The organism is Variovorax sp. 278MFTsu5.1 (assembly GCF_048305045.1).
Classification (GTDB): Bacteria; Pseudomonadota; Gammaproteobacteria; order Burkholderiales; family Burkholderiaceae_C; genus Variovorax; species Variovorax guangxiensis.
Genome location: NZ_CP157622.1, coordinates 2492957 through 2518887 on the forward strand (window position 1 = coordinate 2492957; position 25931 = coordinate 2518887).

Annotated in this window: 26 protein-coding genes; 11 read left to right on the top strand and 15 right to left on the bottom strand. The window is 65.1% G+C overall.

Annotated features, from left to right (window positions below; all coding sequences use genetic code 11):
- The first annotated feature begins 79 nt into the window (after positions 1-79).
- The 3 genes from ABL844_RS11265 to ABL844_RS11275 all read left to right on the top strand — a co-directional run bounded on the left by ABL844_RS11265 (position 80) and on the right by ABL844_RS11275 (position 3419).
- A complete protein-coding gene (locus ABL844_RS11265) occupies positions 80-994 on the top strand; it encodes a hypothetical protein (RefSeq protein WP_184636401.1) in 915 nt (304 codons plus the stop codon).
- A gap of 146 nt (positions 995-1140) precedes the next feature.
- On the top strand, positions 1141-2445 hold the full coding sequence (locus ABL844_RS11270; RefSeq protein ID WP_418131299.1) for a glycosyltransferase: 1305 nt from the start codon (positions 1141-1143) through the stop codon (positions 2443-2445).
- A gap of 20 nt (positions 2446-2465) precedes the next feature.
- Positions 2466-3419: a hypothetical protein gene (locus ABL844_RS11275; RefSeq protein ID WP_418131300.1), complete on the top strand. Its 954-nt coding sequence runs from the start codon at positions 2466-2468 to the stop codon at positions 3417-3419.
- Positions 3420-4068: 649 nt separating this feature from the next.
- Here ABL844_RS11275 and ABL844_RS11280 read toward each other — a convergent pair.
- Positions 4069-5199: an IS110 family transposase gene (locus ABL844_RS11280; protein WP_418129293.1), complete on the bottom strand. Its 1131-nt coding sequence runs from the start codon at positions 5197-5199 to the stop codon at positions 4069-4071.
- A 111-nt stretch (positions 5200-5310) separates the two neighbouring features.
- Between ABL844_RS11280 and ABL844_RS11285 the strand changes: the two genes are divergently transcribed.
- Positions 5311-5610, top strand: a complete 300-nt coding sequence (locus tag ABL844_RS11285; RefSeq protein ID WP_418131301.1) for a hypothetical protein — start codon at positions 5311-5313, stop codon at positions 5608-5610.
- Between the two features lie 244 nt (positions 5611-5854).
- On the opposite strand, the gene ABL844_RS11290 is transcribed toward ABL844_RS11285, so the two are convergent.
- Genes ABL844_RS11290 through ABL844_RS11300 form a run of 3 tightly spaced genes read right to left on the bottom strand, consistent with a single transcriptional unit; the run spans position 5855 to position 8903 of the window.
- Complete coding sequence (locus ABL844_RS11290; protein WP_418131302.1) at positions 5855-6127, bottom strand: DUF3850 domain-containing protein; 273 nt, start codon at positions 6125-6127, stop codon at positions 5855-5857.
- The gene (locus ABL844_RS11295) at positions 6124-8298 is read right to left on the bottom strand and encodes a hypothetical protein (RefSeq protein WP_418131303.1); all 2175 of its coding nucleotides are present in this window, start codon (positions 8296-8298) and stop codon (positions 6124-6126) included. The genes ABL844_RS11290 and ABL844_RS11295 overlap by 4 nt, the downstream gene beginning before the upstream one ends.
- The gene (locus ABL844_RS11300; RefSeq protein ID WP_418131304.1) at positions 8295-8903 is read right to left on the bottom strand and encodes a hypothetical protein; all 609 of its coding nucleotides are present in this window, start codon (positions 8901-8903) and stop codon (positions 8295-8297) included. Before ABL844_RS11300 ends, ABL844_RS11295 begins: the two co-directional genes overlap by 4 nt.
- A 416-nt stretch (positions 8904-9319) precedes the next feature.
- Between ABL844_RS11300 and ABL844_RS11305 the strand changes: the two genes are divergently transcribed.
- Entirely contained in the window at positions 9320-9916 is a 597-nt protein-coding gene (locus ABL844_RS11305) for a 2'-5' RNA ligase family protein (protein ID WP_418131305.1), read from the top strand.
- On the opposite strand, the gene ABL844_RS11310 is transcribed toward ABL844_RS11305, so the two are convergent.
- Positions 9886-10311: a VOC family protein gene (locus ABL844_RS11310; RefSeq protein WP_418131306.1), complete on the bottom strand. Its 426-nt coding sequence runs from the start codon at positions 10309-10311 to the stop codon at positions 9886-9888. The two genes, ABL844_RS11305 and ABL844_RS11310, sit on opposite strands and share 31 nt — an antisense overlap.
- 59 nt (positions 10312-10370) lie before the next feature.
- Between ABL844_RS11310 and ABL844_RS11315 the strand changes: the two genes are divergently transcribed.
- Complete coding sequence (locus ABL844_RS11315; RefSeq protein WP_418131307.1) at positions 10371-11168, top strand: helix-turn-helix domain-containing protein; 798 nt, start codon at positions 10371-10373, stop codon at positions 11166-11168.
- Here the strand turns inward: ABL844_RS11315 and ABL844_RS11320 are convergent.
- The 4 genes from ABL844_RS11320 to ABL844_RS11335 form a co-directional block, all read right to left on the bottom strand.
- Positions 11126-11713 carry a nucleotidyltransferase family protein gene (locus ABL844_RS11320; RefSeq protein WP_418131308.1) on the bottom strand — a complete coding sequence of 196 codons (588 nt, stop codon included), beginning with the start codon at positions 11711-11713 and terminating at the stop codon, positions 11126-11128. The genes ABL844_RS11315 and ABL844_RS11320 overlap by 43 nt on opposite strands.
- Before the next feature lie 87 nt (positions 11714-11800).
- Positions 11801-13117, bottom strand: a complete 1317-nt coding sequence (locus ABL844_RS11325) for a sulfatase (protein WP_418131309.1) — start codon at positions 13115-13117, stop codon at positions 11801-11803.
- A 55-nt stretch (positions 13118-13172) separates the two neighbouring features.
- Complete coding sequence (locus ABL844_RS11330; protein ID WP_418131310.1) at positions 13173-14168, bottom strand: Bug family tripartite tricarboxylate transporter substrate binding protein; 996 nt, start codon at positions 14166-14168, stop codon at positions 13173-13175.
- Positions 14169-14334: 166 nt separating this feature from the next.
- A complete protein-coding gene (locus tag ABL844_RS11335; protein ID WP_418131311.1) occupies positions 14335-15351 on the bottom strand; it encodes a Bug family tripartite tricarboxylate transporter substrate binding protein in 1017 nt (338 codons plus the stop codon).
- Between the two features lie 132 nt (positions 15352-15483).
- Here ABL844_RS11335 and pcaQ point away from each other — a divergent pair, with 132 nt between their 5' ends.
- Both pcaQ and ABL844_RS11345 read left to right on the top strand, forming a co-directional pair.
- Positions 15484-16425 carry a pca operon transcription factor PcaQ gene (gene pcaQ, locus ABL844_RS11340; RefSeq protein ID WP_418131312.1) on the top strand — a complete coding sequence of 314 codons (942 nt, stop codon included), beginning with the start codon at positions 15484-15486 and terminating at the stop codon, positions 16423-16425.
- Entirely contained in the window at positions 16422-17645 is a 1224-nt protein-coding gene (locus ABL844_RS11345) for a DUF418 domain-containing protein (RefSeq protein WP_418131313.1), read from the top strand. Before pcaQ ends, ABL844_RS11345 begins: the two co-directional genes overlap by 4 nt.
- Here ABL844_RS11345 and ABL844_RS11350 read toward each other — a convergent pair.
- A complete protein-coding gene (locus tag ABL844_RS11350; protein WP_418131314.1) occupies positions 17618-18238 on the bottom strand; it encodes a LysE/ArgO family amino acid transporter in 621 nt (206 codons plus the stop codon). The genes ABL844_RS11345 and ABL844_RS11350 overlap by 28 nt on opposite strands.
- A gap of 107 nt (positions 18239-18345) precedes the next feature.
- On the opposite strand from ABL844_RS11350, the gene ABL844_RS11355 reads away from it, so the two are divergent.
- Positions 18346-18810, top strand: coding sequence for an Lrp/AsnC family transcriptional regulator (locus ABL844_RS11355; protein ID WP_418131315.1), 465 nt, complete (start codon positions 18346-18348; stop codon positions 18808-18810).
- Between the two features lie 13 nt (positions 18811-18823).
- On the opposite strand, the gene ABL844_RS11360 is transcribed toward ABL844_RS11355, so the two are convergent.
- Genes ABL844_RS11360 through ABL844_RS11375 form a run of 4 tightly spaced genes read right to left on the bottom strand, consistent with a single transcriptional unit; the run spans position 18824 to position 23637 of the window.
- Positions 18824-19228, bottom strand: coding sequence for a YbaN family protein (locus ABL844_RS11360; RefSeq protein ID WP_418125360.1), 405 nt, complete (start codon positions 19226-19228; stop codon positions 18824-18826).
- 7 nt (positions 19229-19235) lie between these two features.
- Entirely contained in the window at positions 19236-20321 is a 1086-nt protein-coding gene (locus ABL844_RS11365) for a mechanosensitive ion channel family protein (RefSeq protein ID WP_418131316.1), read from the bottom strand.
- A complete protein-coding gene (locus ABL844_RS11370; RefSeq protein WP_418131317.1) occupies positions 20321-22570 on the bottom strand; it encodes an FUSC family membrane protein in 2250 nt (749 codons plus the stop codon). The genes ABL844_RS11365 and ABL844_RS11370 overlap by 1 nt, the downstream gene beginning before the upstream one ends.
- 2 nt (positions 22571-22572) lie before the next feature.
- Positions 22573-23637: an inositol monophosphatase family protein gene (locus ABL844_RS11375; RefSeq protein WP_126018166.1), complete on the bottom strand. Its 1065-nt coding sequence runs from the start codon at positions 23635-23637 to the stop codon at positions 22573-22575.
- A 110-nt stretch (positions 23638-23747) separates the two neighbouring features.
- Here ABL844_RS11375 and ABL844_RS11380 point away from each other — a divergent pair, with 110 nt between their 5' ends.
- Both ABL844_RS11380 and cysE read left to right on the top strand, forming a co-directional pair.
- Positions 23748-24515: an RNA methyltransferase gene (locus ABL844_RS11380; protein ID WP_418131318.1), complete on the top strand. Its 768-nt coding sequence runs from the start codon at positions 23748-23750 to the stop codon at positions 24513-24515.
- Between the two features lie 90 nt (positions 24516-24605).
- Positions 24606-25376, top strand: coding sequence for a serine O-acetyltransferase (gene cysE / locus ABL844_RS11385; protein WP_126018171.1), 771 nt, complete (start codon positions 24606-24608; stop codon positions 25374-25376).
- Between the two features lie 26 nt (positions 25377-25402).
- On the opposite strand, the gene cadR is transcribed toward cysE, so the two are convergent.
- Complete coding sequence (gene cadR / locus ABL844_RS11390) at positions 25403-25873, bottom strand: Cd(II)/Pb(II)-responsive transcriptional regulator (RefSeq protein ID WP_418125362.1); 471 nt, start codon at positions 25871-25873, stop codon at positions 25403-25405.
- Positions 25874-25931: the final 58 nt, after the last annotated feature.

The window sequence follows — 25931 nt, forward strand, 5'->3', positions numbered from 1 at the left end:
CGATTGCCTGCGCACGGGCGTCGGCGCCGGGCGATGCGGCATACTCCCCACCCCCTCAAACTCAGCAGAATTCCACTGAATGGACAAGGAAGTCGACCCCCGCGTACTCACTGTGATCGACGAGATGCGGCTCAAGGGCCCACGGCTCACGCCGGTCGAGATCGTCGCCAAGATGGGTGTGTTCGACGCGCGCGACAAACCATTCGAGCACGCGTGGCTGGCCACCGGTGACAACGTCATCGCCACCATCTGGGCCGAATGGGTCAACGTGTCGGCCAGTGGGCGCTGGTTCTACCTTGAATCGCTCGACGCCCACCACCGCGCCGGCGGCGGCGAGCGCAACGCCCAGCAGCTGCAGCGCGCAAAAGACAGGCTCGCGCTGCTCAAGCGCAGCTACGACGCCGGCAACGGCTTTCGCGCCGTGGTGCAGACCAACCGCATCGCCATTCTCGAAGTCGAGAGCAACAAGGACGCCAAGGTGTCCACCCGCGTGCGCGACGACGACGAATGGCACGTGGCCAGCTGGGAGCCCGAACAGAAACTCGCCGTGCTCGTGCGCGGCCCGCGCGGCTGGGCGCCGAGCGAAGCCGAAGTGCAGGCCGCCAGGGAGCGCGGCAACATTCCGCAGAAACTCTCCGCCGCCGCCAAGGCCGCCGACGACGAAAAGGCCACGCCCGAAGCCGTGCAGGCCGCCGCCCTCGAATACGTCGTCAAGCACTTCACCGGCTACGGCTACAAGGCCGAGAACATGACCGGCAAGGGCTTCGACCTCGAAGTGTCCAACGCCAAGGGCCAGACCCTGCTGCGCGTGACCGTCAAGGGCACCGCGCCCGGCGTGCCCAGCTTCAAGCTCGGCAAGGAAGAAAGCGACTGCTCCAAGCGCGAGCCGCTGTGGCGCCTGCTGGTGGTAACAGATGCCGGCACCGGCATGGCGCAGCACAAGATCTACAAGCCGAACGAAATCAATTCGGCGCCTGGCTACGACCCCTCGTAAATAGCGCTCGCGCGCACCGATGCGCGACTGTTGCAAAAATGGCTTGAGGGGGTAACGAGACTATTCACCGCCTTCGCGGAAGATTACATTTCGCGGAACTGTCAAAAGGCGATATGAACGAGAGCAGCCAAAAGACACAGCATTCGATGATTTACCTGCCCGTGTCAGGTAAGTTTCTTATAGCGTTGATTGGCTCCGTGGCGTGGGTTGCCTTTTCGATCTGGGCTGCGCAGGCCTGGCTGACCGAGCTGACCACCCATGTCGGCATCGTGCTGGCAGTTTTCCTGGTTTATGGAATTGCCATCGTTCCGGGGTTCATGAATGCATTTCTGGCCATCAGCCTGCTTCTGGACAAAAGGCCGCCGCGTACCGCGCTCTCCGTCTATCCCCCGATATCCATCCTGATTGCCGCGTACAACGAGGAAGCCTCCATCGAGGAAACCCTCGTCAGCATCGAGCGGCAAAACTACCCCGGCGAATTGCAGGTCCTCGTGATCAACGACGGCTCGAAAGACGGCACCGCCACCGTGGTCGAGGGAGCCTGCGCCCGGTATCCGTGGATCACTTTTGTCGACCTCAAGCAGAACGGCGGCAAGGCGCGCGCCCTGAATATCGGCTTCAAGCAGGTGCGGCACGACATCGTCATCACGGTCGATGCCGATTCATTCCTGTACAAGGGCGCGCTCACCAGCATCGTCGAGCGCTACCACTCCGACCCGCCCAACACGCGCGCCGTGGCCGGAAAAATCCTGGTGCGCAACTCGCGCTACAACTGGATCACCCGCTGCCAGGAGTGGGACTACTTCCACGGCATTGCGGCCATCAAGCGCGTGCAGTCGCTCTTCCAGGGCACGCTGGTGGCGCAGGGCGCGTTCTCCCTCTACGACCGCGACGCGCTCGAAGAGGTCGGCGGCTGGCCCGAATGCGTGGGTGAAGACATCGTGCTCACCTGGGCCCTGCTGAAGGCCGGCTACCGCATCGGCCATTGCGAGGACGCCTGCCTCTTCACCAACGTGCCCACCAGCATCCGCCAACTGGTGAAGCAGCGCCAGCGCTGGGCGCGCGGCATGACCGAGGCCTTCGCCAAGCACCCGGGCATTCTTCTGCAGCCCCGGCTTTCGACCTTCTTCATTTACTGGAACCTGCTTTTCCCATGGCTCGACCTGGCCTACACCATCGGATTCATTCCGGGGCTGGTGCTCGCGCTCTTCGGCTATTTCTGGATCGTCGGCCCGATGACCCTTGCGCTCATACCGGCCGCATTCGCATTGAGCCTGCTGATGTTTTCCATCGAGCGCCGGATGTTCAAGCAAACCGGGCTCGTCGTGCGAAAGAATTTCCAGGGCTTCTTCATCTACGTGCTGCTCTACAGCCTGATTCTTCAGCCGGCCAGCGTTCTCGGATATCTGGACGAACTCTTCAAAAGGCCCAAGGCCTGGGGGACCAAATGACCCGGGCATCGATGAAACCGATGACACGACATTCGGCCACCGCTTTTCTTCTTTTTATTCCGGCGCTCGCGCTGCTTGCCGCCGCCCCCTGCAAGGCGCAAGAGGAAGAAAAACCCAAGACCATGGCCTTCGGCCCCGAGTTCTACCTGACCAACGACAGCGACCATTTCCAGTCACGCCGCGTGTCCGTCGAATTCTTTCCTGCCTTTGAAAACGCAGACCGTTTTCTCGGCTTCAGGCTCGGCGACTACCGATACAAGCAAGACAGCTGGAAAAGAAGCGGCCAGAAGCTCACCTTCCTCGCGCGCGACATAGAAACCCGAACGGCCGACGGCGGCACCATGGAAGCCGGCGTGTTCGAGCAGGGCGGCCACACGCTGCTCACGCTCGACGGCAGCTACCGCATATCGCCCACCAAGAGCACGGCGGTCGAATTCCTCATCACGCGCGACTGGGTCGAAACCCCGAAGTCGCTCGACCGGGGCATCGACTTCACCTTCGTCGGCGTCGCGGCCGACCAGCGCCTGGGCGACCACGTCACCTTGGTGGGCCTCGTCGCGCAGCAGTACTTTTCAGACGGCAACCGCCGAGACCACGGACGCCTGCGGCTCATCTACCAGCCCTCGCTCGACCTCGGGCTCACGCTGCAGGCGCGCTACCGCACATACCGAAGCACCCACGACGACGTCGACAGGGCCTACTTCAACCCTACGAGCTACAGCGAGTCGATGTTCGCCATCGGCTGGCGCCACCGCTTCCAGGGATGGACCGCCTCCGTGACCGCAGGCCTCGGCAACGAGACCATCAACCACGACATGAGCCAGCCCACGAGGCTGCTCGACGTGAGCCTGCAAAGCCCCGTGAGAGGCGCGCACGTGTTCCGCTTCGGCGCCGGCTACAGCCGCAGCACAACCTTCGCGGGGCCGAGCTACCAGTATCGGTATCTGCGTGGGGAGTGGATCATCCGGTTCTGATCGCAGGCACGAACCAGCCATCAAGGACACGAGCCGGCAGAGGGCGACAGGCCTTCAAACGTCATAGCTTTGTGTCCCGCCGCAGCGCCCCGGCAGATATCCCGCCGTTTCGAGAAATCCTCGACGAAATCTTTTCTCTTGCGCGGCTTCGCTTCTCTAAAGTGAATGCCCCTGTCGCAAGACGCCCCTCCTTGTGGGCGACGACCACCGATCGTGAAAGGAGCTCCCCCAACCAGTTGACCCACTGACCTGATGAACCGCCTACCTCACGGCGGGTTGCCGGTGCTCCTCGGTGCACTGGTGCGAACGTGAGGCACAAAAGGCGACGGCCAGGGCGCGCAAACACCCTGACCGTCTGACCACATGACGTGCACAACCTTGGAAGGACAGCACACCAAATGGCTCATATGGTCGCTGCCGTCAACGAGGATTTAATTTTTTCTCATATGAGATCGATCGGGTGATGCGACCCGAGCGCGCAAGCGACGATGAATCATGCTCATATCCGCGGATTGGCTACCGGCACTTCATCGATCCGTCGCGGGCCTGCCTCGCTCTAAAAGTCGTGGATCATCCTTTCGGAGCCTATGCAGCCATTACGAGGGTTGCCCTGCCGGGTGCGTGGGTCGCATCACCGAATCGATCTCGCTCATGTCGTGCCTCCTTGTGTTGCCTGCGATGGTGTGTCCGCCGCCTGAGCAACTGCCCAGACGAAGCCGGTGAGTTCACGCGCCACGGCCACACACACCTTGTTCCTGTGCACTCCACGGGCGTCGAGCTTTGCGAAGCGCTGCGTCAGGCGTACCTGCGCCGTCCAGCCAATAGCGCACAGCTGCTGGCTCAAGCCTTCCTGGCGCCGACGTGCACGCTCACCCAATCGTGGCTTGAAGCGGTAGCTCCACGCCGCCTCGCTCAGCATCCTTCTCGCATGCGCGTTGCCAGTCTTGGTGATACTGCCTCGTGCAGTGCGCTCACCGCTGGAGCGCTCCGAGGGCACCAGACCCAAGTAACCCATGAGCTTGCGCGGATGATCGAAGCGGCTGAAGTCCCCGATCTCGGCCACCAGTGCGATGGCGCAGGTCACGTCGATGCCTCGCAGCGCCTGCAGCGCCGATACCTGTGGCGCAAAGCGCCAATTCTTGACGTACTCGAGCAGTGCTGAGCTCAGGCGCTTGAGGCGTTCATCGCTGGCCTGCACAGCCATCCAGTAGTCCATAAATGCTGCCTGCGTTGCCACCTCGGAGAAGTTCAGCTTCCCGAGCCATGCATGGTGCGCCTGCGTCCAGGAGGTCTTGCCCGGGAAGCGCACGTCGTGGCGCAACAGCAGGGCCTTGAGCTGTTGGCGCAATTGGCGCCGGTCGTTCAGCGCATCTTCGCGGGCGCGTGCCAGGTCTCGAATGGCTTCGTCCTCAGGTCGAGGCACCCACACCGCGCGCAGTTGTCCCGCACGCGAGCACTCGGCCAATTGCGCGCAGTCGCGCCGGTCGGTCTTGATGCGGTCTCCGGGACGTCGAGGCATCTTCGACGGCGCAATGACCTCGCAGCTGTAACCCTTGGCCGTCAAGGCACGCTGCAAGCCCCAGCCAGTGGGACCTGCCTCATAGACCACATGCACGGCTTCGGTGTCGCCTAGTTTGACGAGCAACTTCAGCAGCTTGGGAACGTCGTGCCTGATCGTGCCGATCACCTTGGCTGCCGCTCGCCCAGGCTCAGCCACTGCAACGGCAATGCTGTCCTTGTGAACGTCCAAACCCACGTGGATCTTGCTAATCTCTTGCATGGCCGGTCTCCTTTCCTTGCTGGTAGTGACCACGGTCTCCAGCATGTAGCTCGGCAAGCTCGCTTGCAACCTACGTCAGCGGAGACCGGCCGCTTCGCAAGCAGCGCGACCATGATGTCTAAGCGAATTATGGCCGGGCGTCCCACGCCCCAATCTTCCCGCCGCAGCAGCAATAGCACCACGCGCGGCACCACCACCAAGCCCACGGCGGCCACCCCGACGCCCGACGAGGCAAGGGAACTACTCGAAATCAAACTGGCACAGCTGAACTCGCTGCTGTGGTGCTGTTATGGCGACGGCAACGGGTGGTTCGAGGAGGCGGGGGAGAAGCATCGGGATTACATGCTCTGGATTGCCGCGGATTTGGCGCGGGAGGCGGAGATGTTGTTGGAGGTGAGTAGGAGGGGCTGAGCTAAGGGAAACATTGGAATGGGCCGCCGCTGCGTTTGTGGCGAGCGGTCCCAAACTTTCGTTGTCTACCGAACCGACGCTAAATTGATGCCGTGCGATTTAACGCACTTCTGCAGTAGCCGAATCGCTTTTACTCTGCGACAAGGGCAGGCGATGCCTCGTAGGGAATCGAATTTCATTACGTATGCGTGTGCTCGCATTTCATCGATGAATTCAAATGGAATCGAAGCGCACGGCTGCCACTTCATTGACTAGTCAGTCGGACACTCAAAATGCAGAAATGCGGATTGAGAGCTTCTTCGGAGACTGCACATGGCTCTTCGGCCGAAGTTATTGACATAACTAACACAAAACAAACTCGACCCGTATATTCATTCGTGACGGGATCAAATTCCCGCAGTTCAATTCGATCTCCGACATGGAAGTCACGGTCGCAGCGTCGAAGTTCGTGCGTACGAATTCCTGCTGCAATTGGTTCAAAGAATTTTGGCCAACTCTTTAAGATGTGTGTCTTCATTTTTTGCCTGCGCTGTAAATTGGAATGAAGTCAGAATGATCGAAATTCAATTGCAGTGGTATGTCGACTCGCGGAGGATCTATTGCTGTCACCAATTCCAATATATTCTTCACTTTATTTGAGATTTTTTGCGTTGGCTTTATGGCTTCTGCTAGTTCGGCAAGCTGGATGTTTCTGATCCTGTCAATGGGTGAGATCGTGGCTCGTTGAAGAGCTTCAAGAAAAGATTTGGTCATCGCTACAATTTGCTCTAGTTCTTTGTTGTCGATAAAAAATCTTGGGGCGGTGCTGTCGATGTAAATCACGCCAAGAACCGGTGAAGGGGCGGTATGAGATGACTTGGATTCTGGTTCAAGTAATGGAATCGCGAGCACAAATCCAACCTTTTTTGACATGAAGCGTGAGGCCTCATGCAGTTTTAGTGGTTCCATTGACGCATTCAATTTGGTCGCGTCGATGTCGCGAATCGAGCGAACTATTTGACGACAGAGGTAGGCTTGTCCAATAGTTCCATTCTCAGCTGGAAAGGTGCGCCCAGCCGCTGATTGTTCAGTTCGGGCATCTTCGGTGCCTTGATAATCGCAGGCCTGCTGAAGCAACTCTTCTGATCCAAAAATCATTGCCCGGTGAATTGTTACCCTCAAGCGCCCTTTTGAGTGGCGTGGAAGGATGGCTCCGGCAATTGCAGAGCAAAAAGCAGTGGCAAGCATCTCAGTCGGACCTGGCAGATATTCTTTGCGCCAATGAGATCGTTGATCGTCACCAATCTTGCCAATCTCTTTACTCGGACCTGGCGTATCAAAGTAGCCGCCCGGCCAGAGAGGTTTATCAATCTGAGAGAACGGATCGGGGCGAGCAGTCCCCCTTCGCGTCTGTATTGCTTGGTACAGCGTCTCGGAAAGCATGTCCTCCAGTTGTTCGTCACGATACGTGCCGTGCCGTCTAATTACCAAGCTTTCAGGAATCCCATGTTGCTGAATTAGATTTTTCTCCTCGTGCGTCGACGGTACGAAGCCACCGCACTTGTACAGCATATATACAAGTAATTTGTTCTGGAATGAGATGCGAGAAGTTTTTGGATCAAAGAGTTGCGATAGCTTTTTGACTTTTAGCTGAAGAATGACATCCGTATCTCGACGCAGCCTGCGCCTAAGCCGATCGCATGCGCTCTCAAATTCTGTCTTGGTCTTGCTTTTAATGCCGAGATTCTCAAAGGCGGCAAATAGGCCGGTTTTATGGAGGTCGTAGGCAAATTTCCGATGCAGCTCTTGCACCGCAGTTAGAAGTTGGTCATGGCCTACAAACACTTCTTCCAAAATTCGATCTTGTCTGTATTGCGAGATTCTGACTCGAAGGAGATCAATCATCGCTCCATCGCCCTGTCCCGAAACCAAATAAGTCCGACGTGGCTCGTCTAGGCTCGGCTGGCCAACGGTCTCGTTACGCCAATAAGAAAGAACTCCATCGCGCTCAAGCCCGAAGCCAACTGCAAGAATTACCATGTCGAAATCGTTCGACATTCCTGTCGCTAAACTGACTCTGCCCTTGTGCGCGGTGCCATCAGCGGGATCACGCTCTTCACCAACCCACTCAATGCGCAAACGCTTGCCATGGCGAGGCGTTTCATGAATTTGCAAATGCCGCGCATTGCAATAGAGCTTCACCGAATCGTTACTTGAGGCGCGAACTATCTTTCCCCATTGAGCAAGAACCTGAACAACTACGTCAGATGCACGCGCCGCCGTCCAGTTCAAGATTGGAAGCATCGCCACACTTGCCTGGCTGCCCGTTTTTGGCCAGTCGTAGATCCTCGGGTGAAGCCACCGTGAGTCGCTTCCTTGCTGTAGTGGAAGTAGAGCGTCGCGCTGTTCGAAAAGGGTGAGCTCAGCTAGAACACCTTTTGCAAGCAAACTTGCGGCAACAGTCAAGCCGGCAAAGCCAGCTCCAACTATTGCAATTTTCTTGTGCTTCGTAGATGAGTTTTTTTCTGCGGAAATTGACGCGGGCAGCAACTCTGATTCGATCGTAGACCAAGCGAGATTTAGAGCTCGGACCTGCTGGCTAAATACCGTAACCCCTGTGTCAAACGTGCCAACCATGTAGAGGCAAGAGCCATCGACACGGTACGTTTTTAGTAACTCCGAGGCTGCCGCGCGTGATGTGTCTGTCATGAGGTTTCTCTCGCATCCATGCCATCTAGCCATTGATAAACCGCTGTCGGCTCAACATGGTCGTCAACCACAAGAAGTTTTTCGCGCGGCAGCTTATTCGTGAGTTCGTCAAGATGCGCGCAAGCGCTTCGAACATATTGCCGGAACGAGTCTTCGGCGGGGCGTGACCTACGCTCAATCCGGTCAACAATGGTGTCCGGCGTTTGTCTGAGAAACAAGTATCCGGTTGGGGGACCTAGCCTTTTCAATATACGGGCTCGAATCGCCTCATAGGCTGGAAGATCATCAGCTAATCTCAATGAGGCCCAAAGCCAATCCGTCTCAAACGACCAGTCGCAAAAAGCGATGGTGTCACTGGGGACTGTCGAAACGAGGTGCGCATGTTGCAACAAAAAAGACAAGTCATAGCCAAGATAGCCAAGCACTGCGATTGAGTTACTGTCGCCCCAGAATGGATTGCGTTCATGGTCTTCAGGAAGGAGTCGTCCTGAAGCAGCCGTTAAACGCTTCGCCAAAGTGGTTTTTCCTGATCCGAATACGCCAAGAATCTCCACGCGACGCGCGCGAGCTTTCGTGTCAAATTTAGGGGCTGAAAGTGTGACCATGACTGATTGTGCACTTCGAGAGAGAGGTAGCACTATCAGTTCGGGCAGGTTTGCCACCTACATCGGTCAACTGGAGGATGGGCCTTTGGGCGGCCCATGCATGCTCAATTGCGGTCGACCGCAGCCAGCCTCATCTCTGCGGCCTATCTTTGATCAGTAGCCAAGGCTAACCGTCGCATCCCATCCTCCGGAATCGCCGGCATCGTCGCACTCCGAGCCTGCCAATCCGGCCGTATCTCCGCCAGCCTGTCCGGCTCCCTCTTCGCTAGATTCACCCGCTCGAGTTCATCGCCGGGGATGTTGAACAGTTATTTGTCACCGCCCACCTTTATGTACTTCCAGTCGCCATCGCGCACGGCTTCCTGCCCGCGATGGTTCAAGCGCGGTCCCGCCGCCTGATGTCCAATGGCCCCACCATGGACATCGCCCCCTTCACCCCCGCCGATGCCGCGCGCCGCGCGCGACTGGAAATGCCCATGCTCTACGCCTGGCTCAAGCCCGACGAGGCGGTGCAGGCCGCCATCGCCGAGCACCGCGCGCAGTGGGTCTGGCGCACGCAGCCCAAGCCGAGTCTCCCTAAGCCGAACCGGTTGCACATGACGCTGTGCCACATCTCGCCGCAGGGCGATGCCGCTGTCGAAGGCATCCGCCAGGCATTGGGCGAGCTGCGCATGGAAGAGGGCTTCGAGCTGCTGTTGGACTGGTCCGGCGTCTGGGCCCACAACGGCATCGCCATCGTGCGCCCGCAGCCGCACGCCGCGCTCGACCGGTTGCAGCAAGCCGTGGTGCGTCAGCTCGCGCCGTGGCTGTCGGGCCGCCACGACGACTGGGCGCCGCACATCACCATCGCCCGCAAGGCATCGGGGGCCGCCGCGCCGGCCATGCCGCCTGTTCGCTGGCCGGTGCGCGAGTTTCTGTTCGTGCGTTCGTGGCTGAAGACGCGGCCGGTGTGGCACGAGGTGCTGGCGTCCTATCCGCTTCTTCAGTCCTCGGGCAGGAAGGCCGGGTTGTAGACCACCTCCCACAGATGCCCGTCCAGGTCCTGGAAGTAGCCCGCGAAGCCGCCCCAGAAGGTCTTCTGCGCCGGCTTCACGATGGTCGCGCCGGCGGCCTCGGCCTGCGCCATGGTGGCCTGCACCTCGGCTTCGCTTCGCAGGTTGTGGCCGATGGTGAAGTCGGGCGAGGCGCTGCCGCTGCCTCGCGCGATGCCGCTGTCGTGCGCCAGGCTGTCGCGTGGCCACAGCGCCAGTTTCAGGCCGGGCTGCAGGTCGAAGAAGGCGACGGCACCGTGTTCGAATTCCTGGCCGATGATGCCCGGCGTCGCCAGGCCCAGGCCGTCGCGGTAGAAGCGCAGCGCGCGCTCCAGGTCGTCTACGCAGATGGTGAGAACGGAAATACGGGCTTTCATGCGGGTGGCTCCTGCTTCGCTGTTGTTGTCCAATGGAAGCCTCCAGCTTGCTCCACGCCATGCCCGCCGACTTGAACAAAACGGCCACACCGCTCGCGCAGGAGGTCGGCCGATATGCCGAAGCCCCGGTGCCGCCTGCCTTGCGCAGCATCTTTGCCTGCCAGTGGATGCATGTGCTGCCCACCGATGCCGGCGGCACGCCGCTGCTGGTGGTACCCGACGGCTCGATCGACCTGCAGTGGATCGACGGCGTGGTTCGCGTGGCCGGCCCCGACCGGCAGCCGCATGCCGAAGCGCTGCAGCCCGGCGCGTGGGTGTTGGGCCTGCGCTTTCAACCCGGTGCGGCGGCCGCGTGGCTGGGCATCGACATGAGCGCGCTGACGGATCGCCGCGTTGCGCTGAGCGATCTGTGGGGGGCGCGCGCGGCATGCCTCTCCGCAGATTCATCCGCCCAATTCGTGCACAGGGTGGCCGCGCGGTCAGCCGCCAATCTCACGCCCGATGCCGCAATGGCAGAAGCCTTCTGCCTGCTGCAGTCCGGCATGGCCCCCGAAGACTCGCCGCTGCGCTGGCTCTCCGAGCGCTTGCAGCAGCCCGAGCGCACGCTGCGCCGTCGTTTCGTAAAACACTTCGGCTACGGCCCGCAGACGCTGTCACGCCTGCTGCGCTACCAGCGCTTCCTGCAACTGGCGCGCGCGGAGCCATCGACGCCGTTGGCCCACCTTGCCGCCGAGGCTGGTTACGCCGACCAGCCGCACCTGGCGCGTGAAAGCCGCCGCCTCGCGGGGCGCCCGCCCTCCACGCTGCCGCGCGATCAGGCTTCCACGACTCTGACTTTCGGCCACCGCGACGCGTAGTTTTTCTGTTCCACGCGTTGCCGGTAGGTGGCCAGGCTCACACGCGTGGGGTTGCGGCGCACGATGCAGCCGAACAGGTCGTCGAGGCCGTGAGGCGCTATGACGCCGATCGAGTCGTCTTCGTTGAGAGTCAGCCCCACACAGGTGGCGTATTCAGGCCATGACGCTACCGCCTCGTGCAGCGAATGCAGCGGCTCGACGGCGTGCCCGAAGTGCCCTTCGAACCAGTGATGCACGGCCGCCTGGTTGGTCACTTCCCAAGGCGTGCCGGGCAGGGCGGAGCGCAAGCGATCTTGAATGGCTGCGTCGCGCTCGGGCGTCAGGTCTGTCGCGTCGAAATACGCGACGTCCACGTCAGCCAGGTGTGTGGGCGTCGGGTAGTCGTGCAGCGCGTCCCACACCAGATTGCGGACGGCTCCGGCCCCGATGCACCATGAGGCCAGGCCCTGGTCGCGCACCGCGCGCAGGGCGGGTGCAAACCAGAAGGAGCGCCGCGCAAGATCGCGAAGGCGCTCCTCCATTTCGTTCGTCGATGGCGTCGGCATGCAGATTCCAGATCCATTTCCCTTGCCGCAGTGGCGCCGCCTGGCGCTTCCGACGGAAGGGCAGGATGGTAGCCCTGCCGTCGTCGCTTACCGCTGCGGCATGTCCTTGACCGAGTAGCCCAGGCTGACCGTCGCATCCTCCGGAATCGCGGGCATGGTCGCATTCCAGGCCTGCCAGTCCGCGCGCATCGCGGCCAGCCTCTCCGGCTCCTTCTTCGCCAGATTCGCCCGCTCGCGTTCGTCGCCGGGGATGTTGAAGAGGTACTCGTTGCCATCGACTTTCAGGTACTTCCAGTCGCCGTCGCGCAGTGCCTCCTGGCCGCGATGGTTCATGCGCCAGTGCAGGGGGCGGCGGAAGCTCTTCGATGCGTCCTTGAGCACGGGCATCAGCGAGACGCCGTCCAGCGGGTAGTCGGGGTGCGCGGCCACGCCGGCTGCGTCGAGCATGGTGGCCGACCAGTCCATGGTCATGCACAGCTGGGTGCTCTCGCCGCCCTTGCCGATCACTGCGGGCCAGTGCGCGATCCATGGCACGCGGATGCCGCCTTCGGTCAGATCCATCTTGCCGCCGACCAGCGGCCAGTTGTCGGAGAAGCGTTCGCCGCCGTTGTCGCTGGTGAACACCACCAGGGTGTTGTCGGCCATGCCGTGCTTCTTCAGCGCGTCCATGATCCAGCCGATGCCTTCGTCCATGTGATGGATCATGCGGCGGTACACGTGGATGTTGCCGCCGGCCAGGTCGAACAGGTTGTCCTTGATGTTCGGCGCCTTGGCCGCGTCGTCGCGGGTTTCCCACGGCCAGTGGGGGGCTGTGTAGTGCAGGCTCAGGAAGAAGGGGGCTTCCTGCTTTGACATGCGTTCCACGTAGTCGACCGCGCGCTTCGAGAGGATGTCGGTGAGGTAGCCCTCTTCCTGCTGGTCTTCCTCGCCGAACCACAGGTCGTGGCGGCCGGTGGAGTCGCAATGCGTGAAGTAGTCGACGCCGCCCGACATGGGGCCGAAGAACTCGTCGTACCCCGAGCGCAGCGGGCCGAAGGTGGGCGGGTAGCCCAGGTGCCATTTGCCGATGAGGGCGGTCTGGTAGCCGCTGGCCTTCAGCAGCGAAGGCAGGGTGGGGTGGTCGGTGGGCAGGCCCAGGGTGGTGCTGCCACGGCTCTTGCTGTTGATGGGCTCTTCGGCCGCGCCGCGCAGGCGGTACTGGTAGCGGCCGGTGATCATGCCGAAGCGCGTGGGCGAGCACACGGGCGAGTTCGAGTAGCCCTGCGTGAGCTTCAGGCCGTTGGCGGCCAGGCCGTCGAGCACCGGCGAGACGGGGCCGAACGCAGCGTCGCGGCCGCCGTAGCAGCCGAGGTCGGCATAGCCGAGGTCGTCGGCCACGATGAAGATGATGTTGGGTCTTGCCATGTCTCTCTGGGGCTCTCTCTCGCTTGCTTGGTTCTTTGCTTCTGCTTGTCGGGGGTCAGGGCTGGTAGCCCGATTTCTGCACCACCGGCGCCCATTGCGCACGGTAGGCCTTGAGCATCGCGGCGGTCTGCGCCTGGGTGCTCACCACGGGCGTCATGCCGGAGTCCTTGAACTTGCGCTGCGTGTCCGGGTCCTGCATGACTTCGCGGATGACGACGGCGAGGCGCTCGACCTTCTCCTTGGGCATGGTGGCCGGTGCGAAGAAGGTGTTCCAGCCGGTGGCCGCGAGGTCGAGGCCGGCTTCCTTGAAGGTGGGCACGTCGGGCACGAAAGGCGAGCGCTTGGCGCCCGAAATGGCGAGGATGCGCAGCTTGCCCGCGGTGTGCTGCGGCACGGCCACGTCTTCGGTGTCGACGGCCACGGGCACCTGCCCGCCGATCACGTCGTTGAGCAGGGGCGCCGAGCCGCGGTAGCCGATCACCTGGGTCTGCACCTTGGCCTTCTCGCCGACCATGAGGCCGAAGAAGTGCGGCAGGCTGCCGGTGGCCGGCACGCCCACGTTGGCCTGGTTCGGGTTGGCACGCATCCAGGCCAGCAGGTGGTTCAGCTCGCGCACGGGCAGGGTGGGCGACACGGCGAGCGCGAAGTTGTAGTCGTTGACGTACGACACGGGCACGAAGTCGTGGTCGGGGTCGTAGTTGTTGTCCTTGAAGACCAGCGGCGCCACGATCATCACGGCGGGGTTGGCGAGCATCAGCACGTTCTGGCTGGCGGGCGTGGTCTTCACCTGCTGCGCCGCGAGGCGGCCGCCCGCGCCGGGCTTGTTGTCGACCACCACGGGCACGCCCAGGCGGGTGGTGAGCTTGTCGCCCACGATGCGCGCCACGCGGTCGGTGGCGCCGCCGGGGGCGTAGCCGACGACGATGCGCAAGGGCGTGTCGAACTTGACCTCGGCGGCCACCGCGCTGGTGGCGAAAGCCGTTGCAATGCCGGCAATGGCCAGCATGCCGGCAAGGCGGCGGGTGATGGAGAGGGATGGGGTCGGCAGCATGGTGAGCAGGTCCTTGTCTTCGTCGTTCAGGCGATGGCTATCGATGGCAATCGAGTATGGCCGCGGGATCCGCAGTTGCGGACGATTCTGAAGAGGCCGCGCTCGATTGATCAAATCAACCATTCACCGGACTTACCCTTCCTTCATTGCCGTTCTGCCTGCTGTCTCAATCCACCTTCATGCTGGTGGCCTTCACGATGCGGCCATAGCGCGCCTGGCTGGCGGCCAGGTGCTCGCTGGCCACGGTGCCGGTTTCTCCGAGCGGCACCATGTCGAGCGAGGCGAGGCGCGACTTGATCTCGGGCAGCGCCATCGCCTTCTGCAGCGCGGCGCGCAGCGTCTGCGCCACAGGCTCGGGCGTGCCGGCCGGCAGCATCGAGACGTAGAGCACTTCGAATTCGAGGCCCTTCAGGCCCAGTTCGCCCACGGTGGGCACCTGGGGCAGCAGCGGCGAGCGTTGCTTGCCGGTCACGGCCAGGGCGCGCAGCTTGCCCGCCTGCACCTGCGGCAGGAGGCCCGGCGTGGCGAGGATGCCGGCCTGCACCTCGTCGCCCATCAGCGCCAGCACGGCCGGCGCGTTGCCCTTGTAGGGCACGTGCGTGATCTTGGCGCCCGTGTCGCTGGCGAAGATCTCGGCGGCGATGTGGCCCGGGCTGCCGTTGCCGGCCGAGCTGAAGGTGGCGGGCTCGGCCTTGGCCTGGGCGATGAACTCGGGCAGCGTCTTCGCCTTCACGCCCTGCGCCACGCCGAAGGCCAGGCCCGAGGAGCTGAAGATCATCAGCGGCTTCAGGTCTTTTGCCGCGAAGGGCATCGAGGCGTACAGGTGCGGGTTGATGGTGAAGGTGCTGTCGATGCCCAGCAGCACCGTGTAGCCGTCGGCCGGGCTCTTGGCGACCAGGTCGGCGCCGATGTTGCCGCCCGCGCCGGGCCGGTTGTCGACGATGAAGGGCTGCTTCAGGTCTTTCTGCAGCGCGTCGGCCAGCGCGCGGGCGAGGATGTCGATGGGCCCGCCCGCCGGGAAGTTGACGAGCAGCCGCACCGCCTTGGCGGGGTAGGGCGCGTCGGCGGCCAAGGCCTTCGTGGTGGCGGTGGCACCGAAGGCGAGGGCTGCGCAGGCTGCAAGGGCAGCGGCGAGGCGGCGGCGCGTGCCGCGAAGGGTGTTGCTGGGCGAACCGGGGGTCATGTCGTCTTGTCTCCGTTATCCAGGGCAACTCTAGGTGGCCGGCGGGGGCGGCACAACTGAAAGCTCTTCTGCCAGCTATTCCGGCTGGTTATATTGAGGCGGCCACTCTCCCAAGGAAACACCGTGTCAGCCATGAACTTTGGGCGCCTGAAGATGCGCCACCTGCAGTGCCTCGTGATGGTGGCGCAGGAGCGCAACCTGGTGCGCGCGGCCAAGGCGCTGTCGCTCACGCAGCCGGCGGTGTCCAAGACGGTCGCCGAGCTGGAGGAGATCGTCGGCCGCCAGCTGCTGCTGCGCCGCCGGCGCGGCGTGGAGCTCACTCCCGCCGCCGAGGTGCTGGTGCGCCACGCGGTCTCGGCGCTGCGCGGCCTGCGCGAGGGCCTGGGCCTGGCCATGGACCAGCCCGAGGCCGACCAGCTGCGCGTGGCGGTCGGCGCACTGCCCAACATGGTGGCCAACCTGCTGCCCGAGGCCGTGGCCATGCTGCACGCCTCGCAGCCGGCGCTGCGGGTGCGCGTGGTGAGCGGCACCAACGCGCAGCTGATGACGCAGCTGCGCCAGGGCGAGATCGACCTCGTGCTCGGCCGCCTCGCGCAGGCCTCGGCCATGGCCGACCTGGCCTTCGAGCAGCTCTACAGCGAGCCGCTGCTGCTGGTCGCGCGGCCCGGGCATCCGCTGGCGGCACGCCGCAAGCCGCCACTCGACGCGCTGGCGGGCCACCCGCTGGTGCTGCCGGTGTCGGGCACGCTGATCCGGCACACGGCGGATGCCTTTCTCGTCGCGCAGGGCATGGCGCTGCCCGGGCGGATGGTGGAGGCGACCGACACCAGCTTCGTGCTGGGGCTGCTGCGGCGCTCCGACGCGGTGTGGTTCGCGCCGCAGGGAGCCGTCGAAGGGCTGGTCGAGCGCGGCGAACTCAAGCGGCTGGCCATCGACACTTCCAGCACCGAGGGGCCGGTGGGGCTCACCATGCGGCGCGGCGATGAGCCCGGCGAGGGCGCGCGGCTGCTGGTCGATGCCATCCGCGAGATCGTGGCTGCACGGCCCCGCGAGCCTGAGCGGGTGCCGGCATGAGCGGCAGCGAGAAGACCGCCCCCGGCGAGCGCCAGTCGCTGGTCGACGCCCTGCGCGGCTTCGCGCTGCTGGGCATCCTCGTCGTGAACATCGCGAGCTTTTCTTCCACGTATTACGGCGCGGGCATTCCAGACCCGATGGCGCAGTCGGTGCTCGAACGCGCGGCGCTGCTGGTGCGCACGCTGGTGTTCGAGACCAAGTTCTACCTGCTGTTCTCCTTCCTCTTCGGCTACAGCTTCACGCTGCAGATGCAGTCGGCCGAGCGCAACGGAAAGTCTTTCGCGCCGCGCATGGGCCGGCGGCTGGTGGGGTTGTGGGTGCTGGGGCTGCTGCATGCGGTGGTGCTGTACCACGGCGACATTCTCACCACCTACGCGGTGCTCGGGGCGGTGCTGCTTGTGCTGCGGCGGCGCGGCGACGTGTTCATGGCGCGCGCCGCGGTGTTCCTGGTGCTGGCCACCTCGCTGCTGTGGGCGGGCATCGGCTACCTGCTGGTGAAGGCGGGCGTGCCGAACGACACGCGCACGGCCTATGCGGATGCCGCCAGGGCGCTGGCCGCGTATCGCGGAACGCCGTTCACGGTAATCGTGCAGCACCTGCGCGAGCTCTCGCAGATCTGGTGGATCACCGGGCTGGTGCAGGCGCCGACGGCGCTGGCGATGTTCTTCGCGGGCTTCATCGCGGGGCGGCGCGAGTTGTTCGCCAATGCCGATGCGTATCGGCCGCTGTTCGAGCGACTGCTGCGCTGGGGGCTGGTCATCGGGCTGCCGGGCGCGGCGGTCTACGCCTTTCCTTCGATCCGGCTGGACAACCCGGTGCGCGAGCTCTACGGCCTCGCGGCCACGCTGCTCACCGCGCCTTTTCTCACTGCTGCCTACGCGGCCGGCCTCGTGCTGCTGATGCTGTCGCCGCGCGGCCGGATGCTCGAAGCCATGCTCGCGCCGGCAGGCCGCATGGCGCTGACCAACTACCTGATGCAGTCGCTGGTCTGCGCATGGCTCTTCCTGGCCTACGGGCTGCGCTGGATCGGCACCATGGGCCCCCTGGCCGCCACCGGCATCGCCTTCGCGATCTTCGCGGCGCAACTGGTGCTGAGCCGCTGGTGGATGGGGCGCTTCGTCTACGGGCCGGTCGAGTGGGTGCTGCGTGCGTTCACGAACCTAGAGCTTCCGCCGATGCGGCGCAAGGGGGTTCAGCGCGGCAGCAGCGTCGAGAGCTGATAGACCGCGAAGGCCAGCAGGATCGCGCCCGACAGCCGGTTGATCGACTGCATGGTCTTCGCGCTGAGCTTGTGCCGAACCGACGAGACCATCGTCGAAAGCCCCAGCCACCACAGCGCGGAACCGAGGAACACGCCGAGCACCATCGTCGCGGCCTGGCTGCCGCCTGCAACGTGGCCCGTGGAGATGGATGCGAACACCGCGACGAAGGACAGGATCGTCATCGGATTCGCCAGTGTCAGCACGAAGACCGAGAGCGTGGCCTTCAGCGGCGTGGTGGCGTCCGCCGCCTGCCGGGCCTCGGTGGCCACCGGCGCGCGAAGCAGCTGAACGCCCATCCACGCGAGGAAGGCGGCGCCGCCCAGCGCCAGCGGCACGCGGGCCGCCACCATCGACGCGATGACGGCCGACACGCCCAGTGCGCCGATGGCGCCATAGAAGGCATCGGCCAGCGCGGCGCCGAGCCCGCTGAGAAAACCGATGCCGCGGCCATGCGCGAGGGTGCGCTGGATGCACAGAAGGCCAATGGGGCCTACGGGTGCCGCGATGGAGAGCCCGATGACGAGGGCCTTGAGGAAGAGGGTGGAGTCCATGCTGTAAATTGTGTTTACAGCTTCGCCTGAGGAGAATGGCGAAGCTCAGGCGGAATGCGCTTCCTGCCTGAAATTCAAGACGAATCGACCGCCGAAGCCTGAAATCCATGGAAATCGACAGCAAGAACTGGCAGATCCTCGAAGTGCTGCAGGCCGATGCGCGCACTTCGCTCACGGCGCTGGCGCGGCAGGTGGGGCTTTCGGTGCCGTCGACCTCGGAGCGCGTGAAGCGGCTGGAAGAAGCCGGCGTGCTGGCCGGCTACCGGGCGGTGGTGCCTCCGCGCAACGTGGGCTACACAGTGATGGCGCTCGTCGGCATCACCACACCGCAGCCAGAGAAGGTGCGGCTGCTGAAGCTGCTCGAAAGCAGGCGCGAGGTGCTCGAATGCTTCCACGTGACGGGACAGGACTCGTATGTGCTGAAGGTGGCGGCGCGCGACATCGAGCACCTGGAAGCCTTCGTGAGCGCCATCAACCACCTGGGCGAGACGCGCACGTCGATCGTGATGTCGGTGCCGATTCCGCCGCGCGCCGTTACCGCCCCGAACATGGAAAAGCAGCCGCGCCGCTAGGGGCGCCAGGGTGCTAGGTTGGAGGCAGTGGCCGCGACCACAGCCAGGCCAGCACGCAGGCCATGCACCCGATGGCCAGCGCGGCGAGCCACGCACGGTGCGCGGTGAACGACACGATCACCGCGCACACCGCCATCGTCACGGTCGCGCTCCATTTGGCGCGCCGGCTCACGGTGCGGCCGTTGGCCCAGTTGTGCAGCAGCGGGCCGAAGAGGCGATGGCTCAGCAGCCACGCATGCAGCCTCGGCGAGCTGCGGGCGGCGGCCCATGCGGCCATCAGGATGAACACCGTGGTCGGCATGCCGGGCACGATCACGCCGATGAGGCCCAGCACCAGGCACAGCACCGCGAAGGCATAGAGCAGCGCGCGCGTGAGTGCGGGCTTGCGTTCGGGGGCGGGGGCCGGCTCTGGCTTCAAGACAGGATCAGGCCGGGGCCTGTCCTTGTTGCGGCAGCTGTTCGCGCTCGGGCAGCCCGTCGGCCGAGATGCGCATCTTCGGCAGGAACTGCGGATACTCGCGCTGCATGAAGTCGATGAGGCCCTCTCGCACGCTGCAGCGCAGGTCGAAGGTCAGGCCCGAGGTGGCGGCCGTGCACAGCACGCGGATCTGCATGGTGCGCTCCGTGGCGTCGGTCACGCGCACGTTGAAGAAGCGGCCGTCCCACTCGGGCGCGGCCTTCACGATGCGCTCGACCTCGGCGCGCAGCGGCGCGAGCGGCATGCCGTAGTCGACGTAGACGAACACCGCGCCCAGCAGTTGCGACGAATGCCGCGTCCAGTTCTGGAACGGCTTCTCGATGAAATAGCTCAGCGGCAGGATCAGGCGGCGCTCGTCCCAGATCTTCAGGACGACGAAGGTGCCGGTGATTTCCTCGACGCGGCCCCATTCGCCCTCGACCACCAGCACGTCGTCGATGCGGATCGGCTGCGCCAGCGCGATCTGCAGGCCGGCGATGAGGTTGCTGAACACGGGCTTGGCGGCAAGACCGGCCACGATGCCGATCACGCCGGCCGAGGCCAGCAGGCTCGCGCCCACCTGGCGCGCGCCGGGGAAGGTCATGAGCATCATCGCGCCGCCGGCCACGATAACCACCGACATGGCGGTGCGTGCCAGCACGCGGGTTTGCGTGAGCACGCGGCGGGCCTGCAGGTTGTCGGCGATGTCGGAGGGGTTCTGCGCCAGCACGCCTTCGGCGAAGCCGCTGATGGCCTTCACCGTGAGCCAGGTGGCGGCGGCGATGAGCAGCAGGCCGGTGAGATGGCTGACGTTGCCGATGAAGCGCAGGTCGTCCGGCGCGCCCTGCCACACCATGGTGAGCGCCACCAGCGGGAACACGAGCCGGGCGGGAGCCCTGCAATTGACCACCATCGCATGGATGGCCGGCGCGGGGCGGGTGATCCGCCTGAGCACCAGGCCGACGATGCGGTGGGCGAGAAGAGAGAGGGGAACTGCGATCAGTGCGGCAAGCCAGGTGCCGAACCAGGGATGGGCGAGTATCTCTTGGGTCATCAGGCTGTGGTCGTCTTCGCTTGTGCTGTTGTCTCGTTCAGAGGTTGAAGAATGCGCGCCGCGTCGTCGCGCAGCTGCGTGGCGAGTGCCGTGGCCAGGTCGAGGCGGCGAAGCAGCCAGGGGCTGATGTCGTTGTCGAACGGGTCGGGCAGGGGGATCGGGCCGCCGACGGCGGTCGAACCCGAACTTTCGGGGTGGGAGGGGCCGGTGGTCGGAATGGTTCCGATGGCCGCCTCGATTCGTTGCGCGGTGCGGCCGATGGGGCCTTCCACCTCCGCCGGCGTGAGGCGGTCGCGCCGCAGCACCAGCATCGACTTCACTGCGCTCAGCTGCGCGAGCAGCTGGTAGCTGTGGGCCTGCAGGTGCTCCAGCGGTTCCAGCGGCGGCTGCACGGCGCGCGGCTCGGAAAGCGAACGCTGCGTGGCCTGCACCAGCGCCGAGAGGCTGTCGTAGGCCTCGCGGCGCGCAAGGCGCCACTCGAGCTCGGGGCTGCTGTCGATGGCCTTGAGCTGGCCCAGGCCCAGCGCGAGGCGCGCATGGCGGGCCTGCGCGGTGAGCACGCGCGAGACCAGCGCCGGGATCTGCGTGCGCTCCCACGAGGGCAGCACGTAGCAGAAGCCCCAGGCCAGCGCGGCGCCGATGAGCGTGTCGGCGATGCGCTCGAAGAGCGCGAAGATCGGGGCGATGCCCACGTTCAGCATGTGGGCCTGCACCAGGCCCAGCACGGTGGCGGCCACCGCCGTGATGAGGTAGCGCCGCACCGCGAAGCTGTGCGCGATGGCCTGCGCGACCGTGACGATGACCAGCAGCATCAGCGCCGAGGGGTGCGCCGACAGCAGCCCCACCGCCAGCACGCAGCCCAGCAGCGTGCCGGCCACGCGGGCGTTGCGCCGCTCCAGCGTCTGCGAGAGGCTGCCGCGCAGCACCACCACGATAGTCAGCAGGATCCAGTAGTCGTGCGAGCCCCAGGGCATCGACACCGCGATGGCGTAGCCGGCCGCGATGGCCAGCGCGGCGCGGATGGCGTGGCGCAGCGGCGGCTGGTCCCAGCTCCACAGCGTGAAGAAGGGGCGCAGCGACCAGTCGGTGGGGCTCACGAAGAGCTGCCAGTTGGCGCGCACCACGGCCAGGTTGGGCTCGGCGTCGCCGCGCGCCATGGCCGACAGGCGCAGCACCTCGTCGTTGATGTGGCCGATGCGGCTGGCCAGCCCGCGCGCGAGCATGGCGGCCGTGGGGCCGATGTGGCCGGCATGGCCATCGGCGCTGTCGTCGGCCGAGACGTGGATGGCCGCCAGGCGCGGGCGGCGGTCGACCACGGCGTCGGGGTGGCGGCCGAAGAGCAGGGCGTCGGCCAGCGCTATGGTCTCGTCGGCGAGCTCTTCGAGCACGCGGCGCATCTCGATGAGCGCGTCGGCATGCGCGGGGTGCGCGCGCAGGGTGTCCAGGTCGAGCTCGCTGGCCAGCAGCTGGTCGCGCATCTCGAGCACGATCACCAGCATGGCGGCCAGGCGTTGGCGGCGCGGGGTGCGCGGCGATTCGAGGACGATGTCGCGCGTGGCCTGCAGCTGGTCGGCCAGCGCGGCCTGCTCGCGCAGCAGCTGGCCCAGCAGGGGCGCGGGGGTGTCGCGCACGTCGCGGGTTTCGTCCTGCGGCAGGAACTGGCTGGCCTCGGTGCGCATGAGCGCGGCCAGCGAGTACAGCACGTCGGCCACCGACTGGGTGCGGAAGCGTCCGTTGAGCGCCAGGTTGGCCAGCGTGGCCCAGATCACGTACAGCCCCGCGCCCAGCCCGAAGTGCCAGGTGCGCTCGATGGCGTCGGCCATGCCGGAAGGCGCGGGCGTGGCCATGGAGAAGATCATCGAGAACATCACCGCGATGGCGATCGGGATGCCGCGCTTGCCCCAGGCCATGGCCAGGAAGGCCATGAAAGTGGCGGGCACCAGCACCAGCCCGAGGCGGATGGGGGCGCTGTGCAGCATCTGCACCGCGAAGAAGAGCGGCAGCCCGATGAGCGGCGCCGGCAGCATCTGCAGGAACTTGCCGCGGCGCGGGCCGGGCAGGTCGGGCGGCGCGGTGACGATCACGCCGGTGGCGGCGGCAGAGGCCGCGATGGTGCCCAGCCAGAGATGGACCCCGCCGGAGATGAAGAGCAGGCCCAGCGCGACGGTGAGCCCGCTCGCGACGTAGTGGCTCAGCGCGATGCGCAGAGCGGCACGGACCCGGGGCGCGGCGCTGCTGGGCCCCTGCATCGTCACTTGGCGGAGGAGTTGCCTTCGGAAGGCGCGCCGTTGGCGGGTGCCTCGCGGCGCACGCGCGTGAGCTTGCGCGGAGCGGGAGCCGCCGCCGGCGCGGCCGGGGTTTCGGCTTCGGCTGCCTCGTCGGCGAAGCCCGGCACCGTACTGCGGGCGTAGAGGTCGGTCGAGTCGTTGGAGTTGCCGGCGCTCGCCTTGGCGGAGGCAGACACGGCGCGCACGCGGTCGCTGGCGCGCAGCTTGTCGTCCACGGTGGCGAATTTGGAGTACTTGGCGAGCAGCGGCACCAGCTGGCCGTACACGCGCGGGGCGCCGGCCAGGCACTCGCGCTGGTCCATGAACTCGGGCTCGCCCGTGAAGTTGCCGATCAGGCCGCCGGCCTCGGTGACCAGCAGCGAGCCTGCCGCCACGTCCCAGGGGTTCAGGCCGGTCTCGAAGAAGGCATCGGTGAAGCCGGCCGCCACGTAGGCGAGGTCGAGCGCGGCGGCGCCGGGGCGGCGCAGGCCGGCGGCGCGGGGCATCATGTCCGCCATGATGGCCAGGTACTGCTTGAAGTTGTCGCCGGTACGGAAGGGGAAGCCGGTGGAGATCAGGCACTCGTTGAGGCGGGTGCGCTTCGAGACGCGGATGCGGCGCTCGTTCATGTAGGCGCCGCGGCCCTTGGTGGCGGTGAACAGGTCGTTGCGGGTGGGGTCGTAGACCACCGCCTGCTCGATCTTGCCGCGCACCGACAGCGCGATCGACACGCAGTAGACCGGGAAGCCGTGGATGAAATTGGTGGTGCCGTCCAGCGGATCGATGATCCAGACGTAGTCGGAGTCCTTGGCGCCGTACTGGCTGCCGGATTCTTCCGCCAGGATGCCGTGCCCCGGGTACGCGCCGAGCAGCGTCTCGATGATCGCTTGCTCGCTGGCGTGATCGACTTCGGTGACGAAGTCGTTGACCTGCTTCTGGGAAATGCGCACGGCTTCGACGTCGAGGGCGGCGCGATTGATGATGGCGCCGGCGGCGCGTGCGGCCTTGACGGCCACGTTGAGCATGGGATGCAGGTTGGGGGACGACATTGGATTGTGGGAAGAACGGTGGGGAGGGCCCCCGGAGACGGCCCGGCGATGCGGGCGGCGAGAATCGGGGGATTTTACCGGCTCCGCCCGTTAGTGTCCGCCAACCCTCCATGCGCACCCGTTTCATCCTGATCCAGACCAGCCACGCCGGCAACGTGGGCGCCGCCGCCCGCGCCATGAAGACCATGGGTTTTTCCGACCTGGTGCTGGTGGCCCCGCGCTGGGCCAACGTGCTGCGGCGCGAGGAAACCATCCAGCGCGCGAGCGGCGCGCTCGACGTGCTGGCCAACGCCCGCATCGTCGAGACGCTCGACGAGGCCCTCGACGGCGTCACACACCTGTGCGCCACTGCAATGATCCCGCGCGACTTCGGCCCGCCCACGCGCACGCCCCGCGAGCACCTGGAGCCGCTCGCCAGGCAGGGCGACCAGCACGTGGCCTTCCTGTTCGGCTCCGAGCGTTTCGGCATGCGCAACGAGGACGTCTATCGCTGCAACGTGGCCCTGAGCATTCCCACCGACCCGAAGTTCGGCTCGCTCAACCTGGGTGCGGCCATCCAGGTGATCGCCTACGAATGGCGGCTGGCCCTGGGCGGCTACGAGGTGCGCGAGGCCATCCAGCCCGTGCAGGCGGCAGACGCCCAGGCCGTGGCCGGCATGCTCGACCACTGGGAGCGCTCGCTGGTGGAGATCGGCTTCCTCGACCCCGGGGCGCCCAAGAAGCTCATGCCCAGGCTGCAGCAGCTCTTCAACCGGGCCCAGCCCACGCCGGAGGAGATCCACATCCTGCGCGGCATCGCCAAGGCGATGAGCGATGCCACCCGGCCGCCGAGGGGAGACAAGGCAGACAAGGGCGGCAAGGCCCCCGGAAACGACTAAAACCTTATCGTTCGTACGCGAAGACGCCCGGCCTTAGACTGCGCGGCCCCTATCGATATAACGACAACAGACAGAAGGCACAAGGCAGCGATGTTCTCCAGACTGCGCGCCGACATCCGGTGCATCCTCGAACGCGACCCGGCCGCCCGAAGCGCCTGGGAAGTGATCACGGTCTACCCCGGCTTCCACGCCGTGGTGCTGCATCGCTGGGCGCACGCCTGTTGGACCCATGGCTTCAAGTGGCCCGCGCGCGCCATCGCGCACTGGGCCCGCTGGCTGACCGGCATCGAGATCCACCCCGCCGCCAAGATCGGCGAGCGCGTGTTCTTCGACCACGCCATGGGCGTCGTCGTCGGCGAGACGGCCGAGATCGGCGACGGCTGCACCATCTACCAGGGCGTGACGCTGGGCGGCACCTCGCTCTACAAGGGCACCAAGCGGCATCCGACGCTGGGGCGCGACGTGGTCGTGAGCGCCGGGGCCAAGGTGCTGGGCGGCTTCGTGGTGGGCGACGGCGCCAAGATCGGCAGCAACGCGGTGGTCATCAAGCCGGTGCCGGCCGGCGCGACGGCGGTGGGCATCCCGGCGCGGATCATCCCCTCGAAGGCCGGCGAGAGCGCCGACGTGGCCACGCCGCAAAAGTTCTCTGCCTACGGCATCACGCAGGACGACGACCCGCTGAGCCAGGCCATGCGCAGCCTGATCGAAAACGCATCGAGCCAGGAACACCAGATCGCGCTGCTGTGGCAGGCCATCGAGAAGCTCTCGGCGCAACCCGGCAGCAAGGACTGCGTGCCGGGCGACGCGGCGCGCGACGAGAGCTTCGAGGCCGACAAGCTCTCGCAGCTCATCGGCAAGTAGAAGGAAAAGAGAAAAAAGAAGCGCGGTCAGCCGCCGCGCTTGGCCGGCGCATGCAGCGCGCCGTGGACGTGGCCCGCGTGCTGCCCGAAGCTCTCGGGTGCCAGCGCGGTGGTGTCCAGCTCCTGCAGGATGCCGCAGGCGTTCGCCGATTCGGGGCCGCAGCACTGCTGGCGCAGCGCCTTCAATTGCTTCTCGAGCGTCTTCAGCTCGGCGATGCGCGCGGCCACGTGGCCGATGTGGTCGTCCAGCAGCTGGTTGACCTCGCCGCAGTCTTCCTGCGGCGCATCGCGGAATTTGAGCAGGCTGCGGATCTCGTCCAGCGTCATGTCCAGCGAGCGGCAGCGGCGGATGAAGCCCAGGCGCTGGGCGTGGTCTTCGTCGTAGATGCGGTAGTTGCCCTCGGTGCGCGCGGGCTCGGGCAGCAGTTGCTCGCGCTCGTAGTACCGGATGGTTTCGACCGGCGTGTTCGCGACCTTGGCCAGTTCACCGATTTTCATGATGCGGCAAATGAACGAGTGGGAATGAGTGATTGACTCTACACCTGCTTCAGGGTTT